Origin of the sequence: Aquimarina macrocephali JAMB N27 (assembly GCF_000520995.1) — a bacterium.
GTDB lineage: Bacteria > Bacteroidota > Bacteroidia > Flavobacteriales > Flavobacteriaceae > Aquimarina > Aquimarina macrocephali.
In genome coordinates, this window is sequence record NZ_JACA01000035.1 from 108,644 (window position 1) to 121,262 (window position 12,619).

The window sequence follows — 12,619 nt, forward strand, 5'->3', positions numbered from 1 at the left end:
CTCCCGATTAACTTCGAATATCCGTTAATTAATAGGAATAGATCAGAAAAGAAAAAGCCTTTTCACAAAAATGAAAAGGCTCGTTATATCTTTTAAACATACATATTAATGATGCATTTCTTCTTCTCCTTCTTGTAATGGAATAGTCTGAGAAACAAAATCTTGTCCTGCAATTACATATTCACCATTTTCATTTGTCTTACTATAATCATAAGGCCATCTGTGTACATGAGGAATATCTCCTGGCCAGTTACCATGCATATGCTCCACTGGTGTAGTCCATTCTAAAGTATTCGATTTCCATGGATTCTGAACTGCTTTCTTTCCGTAGAAAATAGAACTGATAAAATTATATAAGAACACTAATTGTCCTACAGCTGCTAAAAAAGCAAAAATTGTAATCAATACATTAGTATCTGTTAAGTCATCAAAATATGGAAAATTAGAATTGGTATAGTAACGTCTTGGTAATCCAGCCATTCCTACAAAGTGCATTGGAAAAAATACTCCATATGCTCCGATAGCAGTGATCCAGAAATGCACATATCCTAAGTTCTTATTCATCATCTTACCATACATCTTAGGGAACCAATGGTATACTCCTGCGAATAATCCATATAGTGCTGAAATACCCATCACCAGGTGAAAGTGTGCTACTACAAAATAAGTATCATGAACATTAATATCTAATGTACTATCTCCAAGGATAATTCCTGTAAGACCTCCTGTAATAAATGTTGATACTAATCCTATTGAGAATAACATTGCGGGATTAAACTGCAGGTTACCTTTCCATAGGGTGGTAATATAATTAAATGCTTTTACTGCTGAAGGGATAGCAATCAATAAGGTTGTAAATGTAAATACAGAGCCTAAGAAAGGATTCATACCAGATACAAACATATGGTGACCCCAAACAATTGTAGATAGGAATGCAATTGCTAAAATAGAAGCAACCATCGCACGATATCCAAATATAGGTTTACGGGCATTTGTAGCTATAATCTCTGAGGTAATACCTAAAGCAGGTAGTAATACAATATATACTTCTGGATGTCCTAAGAACCAGAATAAATGTTCAAAAAGAACCGGAGAACCTCCTTGGTTATGTAGTACTTCTCCTTGTATATATATATCACTTAAATAGAAAGAAGTACCAAAACTTCTATCCATAATTAACAATAATGCTGCTGATAATAATACCGGAAACGAAACAATACCAATAATAGCTGTTACAAAGAACGCCCAGATTGTCAAAGGCAAACGTGTCATTGACATTCCTTTGGTTCGTAAGTTGATTACCGTTACTACATAATTCAAAGAACCAAGTAAAGAAGAAGCAATGAATATCGCCATAGAAACTAACCATAGTGTCATCCCTGTTCCAGAACCTCCTATAGCTTGTGGCAATGCACTTAAAGGAGGATAAATTGTCCATCCTGCTGATGCGGGTCCTGCTTCTGCAAATAATGACAATACCATGATAACACTACTTAGAAAGAATAACCAGTATGATATCATATTTAAGAATCCAGAAGCCATATCACGAGCTCCAATCTGTAATGGAATAAGAAGGTTACTAAATGTACCACTCAATCCTGCTGTTAGTACAAAAAATACCATTATAGTACCATGTATTGTAACCAAAGCCAGATAAATCCCCGGATCCATAACTCCATCCTCGCCAAATTTACCTAATAGAATTTCATAAATGGTAAACTGGTGGTCTGGCCATGCCAATTGCATTCTAAATAATAAAGACATTGCAATACCAATAATACCCATAATCAAACCAGTAATCAAGTACTGCTTAGAGATCATCTTGTGATCCTGACTAAAAATATATTTGGTAATAAATGTTTCTTTATGATGTCCGTGATCGTCGTGATCGTGATCGTGGTTATCTCCTTGAGTTACTGACATAACGCTATTTCTTTTTAATATAATATATTAATTTTCTTCTTTCTTAGTTGCTTGCTTGAGCTGATAATTGCTCTCCAAAGGTAGGTTGTGTTTTTAACCATGCCTTATAATCTTCTTCGGATTCTACTATAATCTTCATTTGCATATTATAATGTGATACTCCACATATCTTATTACACAACAGGTAGTATTCGAATGTATATTCTTCTAAAGCTTCATCTCCAGCAGCTACTAATTTCTTGCTTTTTTCTCTTCTTATTTTATTAATTGTAGCTACTTTTTCTACCATAAACTCGCTATCTCTCATTTCGTCAGAAGTAACCGTTGGTGTATAAGCAAACTCTGTTATCATACCTGGCACAACATTCATCTGCGCTCTAAAAAATGGCATGTAAGCAGAATGCAATACATCCTGGGAACGCATTTTAAAAATAACCTTTCTATTTACAGGTAAATGTAATTCGTTAGTTATTTTATCATCCTTTCCGTAGGTATCAGAAACATCAAGACCCAAGGTATTAATTCCTTCTATATAACGAACATTAGCTTTACCTAATTCGTTATCCTCACCAGAATATCGAGCACGCCAGTCAAATTGATATGCATACAGCTCAACTATTAATGGGTCTCCATCTTCTTCATCAATATTCATGATATCGGTCCATGTAAACAGTCCATATATAATTAGTCCTGCAAGTACAATAACTGGTATAATAGTCCAGATAAATTCTAATTTATCATTATCTGCAAAGAATAATGCTTTATTTTCTTTTTTACCTCGATACTTATAAGAAAAGAAATGTAACAATCCTTGTGTAAGAATCTGTACAATCATGATCAATACCATCGAGATTAACATCAATCTATCATAATCAACACCGTGCTCAGAAGCTGATTCTGGCAGGAAGTATGAGTCATATTGCACAAAACAATATATGGTAAGCAGGTAAAGGAATATTACAAATGCAAGCATAAGCTTACCTTGCAAATTATTGTCTTTGTCGTTGGCTACTTGAGAATTATCAGTTTTAGCTTGAGACAACTTCAATATCTTTGACATTTGCCACAACGTGATTCCAAAAAGTGCTATAACTACTAAGGTTAAGAATACAGTCATTTTTATCTATCTTCTTTTTTTACAATTCAAATTTTAATAATGGAAATGTTTACTTTCCTCTATATAAGGGTTTCCTTTAGGCAATAATGGTGCTTTGGTTAATGCTCTAAACACTACGAATAAGAATAGCCCTAAAAACAATAACACAGCACTTATTTCACTAATACCTATAAACCAGGATTCGCCAACTGTTGCAGGCATTACCATATTATAAACATCAATATAGTGACCACAAAGAATAACGATACCTGCCATTACTACAAACCAGTTTACTCGTTTAAAATCACTATTCATTAATACCAATATTGGGAAAATAAAGTTCATTACTAACATCCCAAAAAACGGAAGGTTATAATCTTCTATACGAGTAATAAAATACGTTACCTCTTCTGGTATATTAGAGTACCATATCAACATAAACTGAGAGAACCAAAGGTATGTCCAGAAAATACTGATACCAAACATAAACTTAGCTAAATCATGAATATGACTATTATTTACAAATTCTAAATACCCTTTAGATTTTAAGTAAATACTTATTAAAGCGATCGTAGTAATACCCGAAACAAATAAACTTGCAAATACATACCATCCAAATAAGGTACTGAACCAGTGTGGATCAAAACTCATAATCCAATCCCAAGATGCCATAGATTCTGTATAGATAAAAAATACTAAGAAACCTGCAGATATCTTAAAGCTCTTTTTATACCACTTATTTCCTTCTGTATCTTCATCCTGCTTTCTTGAATATTTAACTGCAAAATGACGATATAATAACCAACCTCCCATAAAGATAGCAGCTCTGATAATGAATCCCCAACCATTCAACCAGCTAGATTTTCCTTGAATTAATGCATCATGAGCTACAACTTCTGGATCTGCCCATACAAACAAATGATTAATATGGAATCCTGATAATGCTAAGATTATGAAAAGGATAATTCCTCCTGGCACCAAATATGCTGTTATCGCTTCCATTACTCTAAAAAGTACTGGAGACCATCCCGATTGAGATGCAAATTGTATTGCATAAAATGCTAATACTCCCAGTGCAATCATAAAAAAGAAAAATGCTGCTACATATAATGAAGCCCAAGGCTTATTTTGTAGTTGGTGTAATATATGTTCATAATGTGCATCTCCTCCATGAGCATCTTCTTCTCCGTGTTCTTGATTACCATGACCACTCTCTGCTACTTGAGATTCACCATGACCACCTCCATGAGCGTCGTGCGCTGCCATCATTTCTTTTACCTCTTCTACAGATCCAGGTCTTTGTCCAAATCCAACAATAAGACCTACAAGACCTACAACCATAAGGATGACAGAAAATAATCTTAATCTATTTGATAGCGTATACATATCTTTATAATATCGTTATTCTTAACTTTTTTACTAATGCACTAGTGTGCGTTACTATGATCTTCTGCTGATTCTTGATGTTCTTCTACTTTTGTTTCTACAACAGTAGTAGTAGCATCTGTATCTATTCGAGGCGTTTTCCCTTCCAGGTCTGCCTTTAATTTCTGTACATATTGAACAATCTGCCAACGTTCATGCTCATTGGTTTGGGAGGCATACGATCCCATAGAGTTGATTCCGTAATACATTACATGATAAATACTTCCTTCAGTAATTGCTCTACCAATATCATCATAACTAGGAACTCCTAAAATCTTTTCTCTTTGTACCAAAGGTCCTTTTCCATCTCCTTTTCCCCCATGGCATATTGCGCAATAGATGTCATACAATTCTTTTCCGGCATCTTCATTTTCTTTTGTATATCGGATAGGATTTTTTAATGTATCCTTAGCAAGTAAGTAACCTTCTTGTGAATTCTTAAAATCATATGGCATCCATCCTCTTGGTATTGAGCCTTCGGCAGGTAACATAGCTTCCTGGCCACCAGGAAAAACACCATATTCACCGTAAGTTTCATAACTTAAAGGTTCATACATATTAGGCATAAATTGATAATTAGGTTTTGAATCTTTTTTACAAGAAACAACGCAAATCATCACTACTGCCGCTGCTAATATTTTTATAGTATTCTTCATTATTACTAATGGTTATCTTCTTCCTTATCTATTACTTTAATTTCTACTGCTCCGGTATCACCCAAAAAGCTAGCAAGTTGATCAACATCGTGATTTCCAGCATCTACTTCCATTAAGAAATGATCATCTGTAGTTCTTACATCAGGATTTTCGGCTTTTTTAAATGGCCATAGCTTACTTCTCATATAAAAAGTAATCACCATTAAATGGGCTGCAAAAAACACTGTAAGTTCGAACATAATCGGAACGAATGCTGGCATGTTTTCGATATAGCTAAAACTAGGCTTACCCCCTATATCTTGTGGCCAATCTTCGATCATGATATAGTTCATCATCAAAATTGATACTACTAACCCAACACAACCATACATAAAGGATGTAATTGCTAATCGTGTATGAGGTAATCCCATCGCTTTATCTAGTCCATGAACCGGAAAAGGAGTATATACCTCTTCGATATGATAATGCTCTGCACGAACTTTCTTGACAGCATCCATCAGGATGTCGTCGTCTATATATAATGCATGTATAACTTTTGATGCCATACTTCTAGTTATTTTTAAGTTTTTCTGCCTGGCCAGCCCAATCATCGCGTTGTGCTCTACCAGGGAAAGATCCAGTGATATTATCTAATAAATCGTATTCAGTTTCGGTCATTTTACTTACTTGATCAAAAGTAAATATTCCGATCTCGTTAAGTTTCTTTTCCATTACTGGTCCGATACCATTAACCTTTTTAAGATCATCAGCCGTTTGTGTTGATGGATCAAATGTCCCTAGGTTACCCAATAGACTATTGATGTCTTCTTCACTTACTTCTTTGGTTTCGGTTTTTTTCTTTGTTGGTTTTTCTTTAACCACTTCTGCTTTACCTTTAGGAAGCTCATCTCTATGATCTTTTCCTGCTTCTCTTAGTTTCTTATATTTTTCTCCAGAAGATTTCAAAATTGATTTTACTTCTGCTTGTGCTATTACAGGGAACGTACGTGAGTACAATAAGAATAAGACAAAGAAGAAACCAATTGTTCCTATAAATATTCCTATATCAACAAAAGTAGGAGAGAACATTGTCCATGATGATGGTAAATAATCTCTGTGAAGTGATGTTACAATGATCACAAAACGCTCAAACCACATTCCTATGTTTACCACAATAGAGATAAAGAAAGAAAACATTATACTTCTTCTTAATTTTGGGAACCACATAAATTGCGGTGAGAATACGTTACATGTCATCATCGCCCAATATGCCCACCAATATGGTCCTGTTGCCCTATTAAGGAATGCATATTGTTCGTATTCAACTCCAGAATACCATGCTACAAACAGCTCTGTTATATAGGCGACACCTACAATAGAACCTGTAATCATAATTACAATATTCATCAATTCTATATGTAAAACGGTAATGTAGTTTTCTAGGTTTGATACTTTTCTCATTATAATAAGAAGCGTATTCACCATAGCAAATCCTGAAAAAACCGCCCCAGCCACAAAATATGGTGGAAATATCGTAGTATGCCATCCAGGAATCACCGAAGTAGCAAAATCAAATGATACAATGGTATGTACAGAAAGTACTAATGGTGTAGCTAAACCTGCAAGTACTAAAGATACTTCTTCAAAACGTTGCCAGTCTTTTGCTCTACCACTCCATCCAAAAGATAGAAGGCCGTATATTTTTTTTGTAAATGGAGTTATTGCTCGGTCTCTAATCATTGCAAAATCAGGTAGCAATCCTGTCCACCAGAATACTAGTGATACAGAAAGATATGTAGAGATTGCAAATACATCCCATAGCAATGGCGAATTAAAATTCACCCATAGCGATCCAAACTGGTTTGGTATTGGTAATACCCAATATGCCAGCCAAGGACGCCCCATGTGAATGATTGGGAATAATCCTGCTTGAATAACTGCAAAAATAGTCATCGCTTCTGCAGAACGGTTAATTGCCATTCTCCATTTCTGACGAAATAACAGTAGTACTGCTGAAATCAAGGTTCCGGCGTGACCAATACCTACCCACCAAACAAAGTTGGTGATATCCCAGGCCCATCCTACTGTTTTGTTTAATCCCCAGGTTCCTATCCCAGTAGATATTGTGTAAATAATACACCCTATCCCCCAAAGGAAAGCAAGCAGTGCAATTGAAAAGACAATCCACCAAGATTTATTTGCTTTTCCTTCTACCGCTGCTGCTACATCCAAAGTTACATCATGGTATGTTTTATCACCGGTTACTAAAGGTTTTCTTATAGGTGCTTCGTAATGAGACATAATCCTTTATAATTGAATTGATTCTTTAATTAGTTAATTAAGCTTCTGTAGTATTTCTTACTTTGGTATGGTACATAACGTTAGGCTTAGTCCCAACATGTTCCAGTAAGTGATACATACGATCATCCTCTTTAAGTTTAGCTACTTCACTATCCTTATCATTGATATCACCAAATACCATAGCACCTGATGAACAAGCTGCAGAACAAGCTGTCTGGAATTCTCCATCCTTAACTTCTCTACCATCTCGTTTTGCATCCAAAATAGTTTTTTGCGTCATTTGAATACACATAGAACATTTTTCCATAACCCCTCTGGAACGTACAGTTACATCAGGATTAAGTACCATTCTACCTAAATCATTATTCATGTAATAATCAAACTCATCATTGTTGTTATACAAGAACCAGTTAAACCTACGTACTTTATATGGACAATTATTAGCACAATATCTTGTACCTACACAACGGTTATATGCCATATGGTTTTGTCCTTGTCTACCATGTGATGTAGCAGCAACAGGACAAACAGTCTCACATGGAGCATGGTTACAGTGCTGACACATTACTGGCTGGAATACTACCTGAGGATTATCTGACGGATTTTCCATCTCACCAAACTCTGATAAGGAACTTCCTAAACCTGCTATTGCATCTTTCTTATTATTATCTCCTTCAAAACTATCTTGTGAAGAATAATAACGGTCAATACGTAACCAGTGCATATCACGAGATCTACGTATTTCTGATTTACCAACCACAGGTACATTATTCTCTGCATGACAAGCGATCACACAAGCACCACATCCTGTACATGCATTTAAATCTATTGAAAGATTAAAATGATGCCCAATAGAACGATCAAATTCATCCCAAAGATCAACTTCTGGTGAAGTAACCTCATATTCTATATGATTTTTACTCACTTCAGGAATTACGTTCCAATCGTGCTTATCTTTTGTATTGAATATTTCAAGAGTCGTTTCTTTTACAATATCTCCACGACCCATTAATGTATTATGTAATTGCACACAAGCAAACTCATGTACTCCTTCTGCAGCCTTAATCGAAACATTCTGTACTGCATTAAGGTTTTGATATAAAGAATAGGCATTTACTCCTACTATCATATCTTTTTTAAGTCCTTTAGACTTACCATATCCTAAAGCTAAACCAACAGAGCCTTTAGCCTGTCCTGGTTGAATAATTACCGGAACAACGACTTCAGTTTCTCCTACCGTTACTTTTGCATAACTACCATTTAGAGCTCCATTTGCTACATTTTCATTGGTTAACCCTAACTCAGCAGCATCTGCTCTAGAAACCGTTAAGTAGTTATCCCAAGACGCTCTGGTAATAGGATCGGGCATTTCTTGTAGCCAAGGGTTATTAGCCTGTTGACCATCCCCTAATGCCGTTTTAGTATATAATGTAAGTTCTATTCCACTTGATTTCGCTACAGAAAGTCTTCTTGACGCAGCACTAACATCTGGTCCAGCCGAAGTTGGCACCGGAACAGCTTCTATATCAGCCACATCTCCTTCTGGTGCTTCAAGTGCTTCTACCAATTCTTGTTTTGGAAGTACTGGTTTTACTAATATTCCATCATGCAAGGCTTGATTCCATGAAGTACCTCCAAGAATACCTGTCCATGCACTTTTTATATAATCGTGATATGTAGATGAATTACCTGTCCACTTTAATAAAGTTTCCTGGAATTGTCTTGCATCAAATAATGGTCGAATAGTTGGTTGCATCAAACTGTAGCTCCCTTTTTTCAACTCAACATCTCCCCAAGATTCTAAATAGTGAGGCGTTGTTGCAACGTAGTTACACAACTCAGCCGTAGCATCGTTATGCATGCTAAATGCAACTGATATATCTACTTTTTCAAGACCACTTTTAAATTCATCTGCATTTGGCAATGAATACATTGGATTAACACCAGCAATTAGCAAACCACCAACATGCCCTGCATTCATATCTTTTACCAATTGAGCAACTGCTTTAGCGTCTCCCTGACGGATAGTACGTGGAGTAGTTTTACTAAAAGCTTTACTATGTATTGCCTTATTAATTTCTAAAACTACTAACTGTGCATCCACATCCTGAATCCCAGTAACTACTACAGCATTACTTCCTGCTTTTTGAATCTGCTTAGCTGCTTTAACTACTTCTGCATCCAGTTTAGAATCCAAAGCTCCTTTAGAACCAGATCCTGTTACATATTTATATAGTGCAGCAAGCACTTGTTTTTGTTCTGATGGAGTAGCTTGTATTCTTCTATCGGCATTAGCCCCTGTTAAAGACATATTTGCCTCAAACTGGACATGCTTAGACATTTTTCCATTTTTCGGGATACGTCCTTTGGCATAACCACTATCATATCCTCCTCCTTGCCAATCTCCCAAAAAATCTGCACCAATACTGACTACAGTATTTGCTTTAGAAAAATCATAATCTGCAAGTGCTCTTTCGCCATACATCATTTGGTATGCATCCAAAGCCTCACTATTAGAAATAGCATCATATACTACGTGTTTAACGTTTTGATATTTTGCTTTAAATTCTGAAATCAATTTCGATGTAGATGGACTGGCATATGTTTGAGTTAACAAAACAATTTGCTTACCGCCAAGACTATTTAACTTAGCTGCTACTTCTTTATCAAGCTCATCCCAACTGATATCTTCGGTTCCTTTTTTAGGCCCTTGAAGACGAGAACTATCATATAATGATAATACCGAAGCATGAACTCTGGCGTTTGCATCACCATTAGATGTTGCAAGATTATTATTTTCTACTTTTATAGGTCGACCTTCTCTAGTTTTAATTAAAACACTAGCAAAATCATACCCATCTGCTATTGTAGTAGCATAATAGTTAGCAACACCAGGTACTATTCTATCTGGTTGAACTACGTAAGGTATTGATTTTTTAACAGGACCTTCACATGCTGCTAAAGAAGCAGCTGCTGTACTAAAACCTACATATTTAAGAAAATCACGACGAGAAGTCGATGAATTTTCTAATGATGACTTATCACCTAAAAACTCATCCGTAGGAATCTCCTTAACGAACTCATTTTGTTGTAGCGTCTCAACAATAGAGCTATTTTCGTTTAGCTCTTCAACACTTTTCCAGTATTTCTTGTTTGATGACATATATAATTGATATTAGCTTCTTACTATTCTTCCGTTTACGGAAAACAATTGTTTTATTATTAATAATGGCATTTACCACATTCCAGACCACCCATTTGAGCAGCTGTCAATTGATCAACACCATATTTCTTAGAAAGTTCTTTATGAATTTTCTCGTAATATTTATTATCAGCAACTTTCACATTGGTTTCCCTGTGACAGTTGATACACCATCCCATAGTAAGTGGAGCATGCTGATACATAATTTCCATTTCTTCTACCGGACCGTGACATGTCTGGCACTCTACCCCAGCAACACTTACGTGCTGAGAGTGATTAAAGTATGCAAAATCAGGAAGATTATGAATACGAACCCATTTTACTGGTTGTTCATCACCAGTATATGCTTGTGTATCTGTATCCCAACCTACTGCTTTATATAATTTTTGGATTTCACCATCGTAGAATTCTTTAGAGTATTCTTCTGTTGCAGTAGCATCAGCCACTTCACTAATGGATTTATGACAGTTCATACAAACATTAAGAGAAGGAATTCCTGATGTCTTACTAACTCTTGCAGAAGAGTGACAATACTTACATTCTATCTTATTATCTCCAGCATGAATCTTATGAGAATAGTGTATTGGCTGAACAGGTTGATATCCTTGATCAACCCCTACTTGCATAAAATATCCATATACAAAGTAACCACTAGCCAGTAACAAGAAAATAGCAGTAACCATGACCAAGAATTGGTTTTGGATAAATGCTTTCCATATTGGAGTCCTCTTTTCTGCCTGTGGCAATTCTACATTATTAGCTTCTGCAAAGCTTCTTAGCGTTTTATTTACCAGAAATAAAACCACTAGTAGCATTAGAAATACTAACGCCAATATTGCTAAAATCACATTAGCAGAAACCCCAGAGTTTTCACCTCCTGAAGCAGTATCACTTCCTGGCACAGGTGCCGGTGGATCAGCTTTAGGCTCCATCGCATAAGCTATGATATTATCAATATCTGCATTGGACAACTGCGGAAAAGCATTCATTGCAGTCTTATTATACTCTTCAAAAACAGCAACAGCTTGCGCGTCGCCAGAAGCGACCATAGCAGCACTATTTTTTACCCATGAATAAATCCATTCTTTGTCATACTTGTCAGCTACTCCAAAAAGAGCAGGACCAACCGCTTTTTTATAACGCTTATGACAAGCCGCACAAAGTGATTTAAACAACTCTTCCCCTTTAGCTACATCTCCTCCAGACGAAGCTTCAGTTACAGCAGCGTTATCAACAGCCGCATCATCCTGTGCAAAGACAGGGTTAAAAAAAGTAAATAAAAAAACAGTTCCTAGGATTAGGATTTTAGAGGCTGAATTTCGGTGTTTCACCTGTTTCATATTATCAAGTAGAATTATCGTCTTATTTTTGGTATGGTTTTTTCATTAATCTCTTAAAAAAGATATAAAACCAGCACTTTTAATTCGACGACAAAAGTACTATAATTAGTCGATTTTGGAAATGTTAGAGAACCGTTAACTGTTAATTTATAACAATTCTAAATAATATTTTTTAATGATTTTGAGTTATTATACTTTACCTTTGCACCAAATCAATTTGTAATGAGAATGTTAAACACCACAAACCATATTTTTCTATTTGGTTTTTACCTTATAATTACCAGCACTTTAACTGCTCAGGATACCACAAATAACACTCCTGATACTCCAAATTTTGTGCCCGTAAACATATTACCACAACCAGAAGCGTCTGTTACCATCAATCAAGATCCAAGAATAAAAATGCTTCTTGATATAAAATCTAAAATGGAAAAAGATGGAGAATTTAGTGATCGTTACAAGATTCAACTGTATTATGGGAACCTAAATAAGGCAAATGAGATCATAAGAGCATCAAAAGATGCTTTTCCAAAGTGGAGTTCATCGATCCAATGGGAAACACCTAATTACAAAGTATGGATGGGAAATTATCGCACAAGACTTGAAGCTGACAGAGCATTAAAAGAAGTGCACACTAAATTCCCTAATGCATTCATATTTAGACCCGAAAAAAAATAAACATTCTTTTTTATTCATA

General features: G+C 35.6%; 9 protein-coding genes. 1 reads left to right on the forward strand and 8 read right to left on the reverse strand.

The features are described from left to right. Positions 1-105: 105 nt before the first annotated feature. From Z054_RS0119035 to Z054_RS0119070, 8 genes are read right to left on the reverse strand one after another with little or no spacing between them, the layout of a single operon-like run. Complete coding sequence (locus tag Z054_RS0119035) at positions 106-1,923, reverse strand: cytochrome c oxidase subunit I (protein ID WP_024771635.1); 1,818 nt, start codon at positions 1,921-1,923, stop codon at positions 106-108. A gap of 43 nt (positions 1,924-1,966) precedes the next feature. Then, positions 1,967-3,040 (reverse strand): cytochrome c oxidase subunit II, encoded by a 1,074-nt coding sequence (locus Z054_RS0119040; protein WP_024771636.1) that lies wholly within the window; start codon positions 3,038-3,040, stop codon positions 1,967-1,969. Positions 3,041-3,073: 33 nt separating this feature from the next. Beyond that, on the reverse strand, positions 3,074-4,405 hold the full coding sequence (locus Z054_RS0119045) for a hypothetical protein (protein WP_024771637.1): 1,332 nt from the start codon (positions 4,403-4,405) through the stop codon (positions 3,074-3,076). 41 nt (positions 4,406-4,446) lie between these two features. Next, positions 4,447-5,100: a c-type cytochrome gene (locus tag Z054_RS0119050; RefSeq protein WP_024771638.1), complete on the reverse strand. Its 654-nt coding sequence runs from the start codon at positions 5,098-5,100 to the stop codon at positions 4,447-4,449. A 5-nt stretch (positions 5,101-5,105) separates the two neighbouring features. Further along, positions 5,106-5,645 carry a DUF3341 domain-containing protein gene (locus Z054_RS0119055; protein ID WP_024771639.1) on the reverse strand — a complete coding sequence of 180 codons (540 nt, stop codon included), beginning with the start codon at positions 5,643-5,645 and terminating at the stop codon, positions 5,106-5,108. Between the two features lie 4 nt (positions 5,646-5,649). Continuing rightward, complete coding sequence (gene nrfD / locus Z054_RS28860; protein WP_024771640.1) at positions 5,650-7,383, reverse strand: NrfD/PsrC family molybdoenzyme membrane anchor subunit; 1,734 nt, start codon at positions 7,381-7,383, stop codon at positions 5,650-5,652. Positions 7,384-7,417: 34 nt separating this feature from the next. Next, the gene (locus Z054_RS0119065) at positions 7,418-10,543 is read right to left on the reverse strand and encodes a TAT-variant-translocated molybdopterin oxidoreductase (RefSeq protein WP_024771641.1); all 3,126 of its coding nucleotides are present in this window, start codon (positions 10,541-10,543) and stop codon (positions 7,418-7,420) included. 59 nt (positions 10,544-10,602) lie between these two features. Continuing rightward, complete coding sequence (locus Z054_RS0119070) at positions 10,603-11,922, reverse strand: c-type cytochrome (RefSeq protein WP_024771642.1); 1,320 nt, start codon at positions 11,920-11,922, stop codon at positions 10,603-10,605. A 222-nt stretch (positions 11,923-12,144) separates the two neighbouring features. Between Z054_RS0119070 and Z054_RS0119075 the strand changes: the two genes are divergently transcribed. Continuing rightward, entirely contained in the window at positions 12,145-12,600 is a 456-nt protein-coding gene (locus Z054_RS0119075) for an SPOR domain-containing protein (RefSeq protein ID WP_241461427.1), read from the forward strand. The last annotated feature ends 19 nt before the right edge of the window (positions 12,601-12,619 follow it).

Bases quoted from the DNA above. Each gene is read 5' to 3' on its own strand.
- Z054_RS0119035 (WP_024771635.1), bottom strand. From the start codon at position 1,923: ATGTCAGTAACTCAAGGAGATAACCACGATCACGATCACGACGATCAC.
- Z054_RS0119050 (WP_024771638.1), bottom strand. From the start codon at position 5,100: ATGAAGAATACTATAAAAATATTAGCAGCGGCAGTAGTGATGATTTGC.
- Z054_RS0119065 (WP_024771641.1), bottom strand. From the start codon at position 10,543: ATGTCATCAAACAAGAAATACTGGAAAAGTGTTGAAGAGCTAAACGAA.
- Z054_RS0119055 (WP_024771639.1), bottom strand. From the start codon at position 5,645: ATGGCATCAAAAGTTATACATGCATTATATATAGACGACGACATCCTG.
- Z054_RS0119040 (WP_024771636.1), bottom strand. From the start codon at position 3,040: ATGACTGTATTCTTAACCTTAGTAGTTATAGCACTTTTTGGAATCACG.
- Z054_RS0119045 (WP_024771637.1), bottom strand. From the start codon at position 4,405: ATGTATACGCTATCAAATAGATTAAGATTATTTTCTGTCATCCTTATG.
- Z054_RS0119075 (WP_241461427.1), top strand. From the start codon at position 12,145: ATGAGAATGTTAAACACCACAAACCATATTTTTCTATTTGGTTTTTAC.
- Z054_RS0119070 (WP_024771642.1), bottom strand. From the start codon at position 11,922: ATGAAACAGGTGAAACACCGAAATTCAGCCTCTAAAATCCTAATCCTA.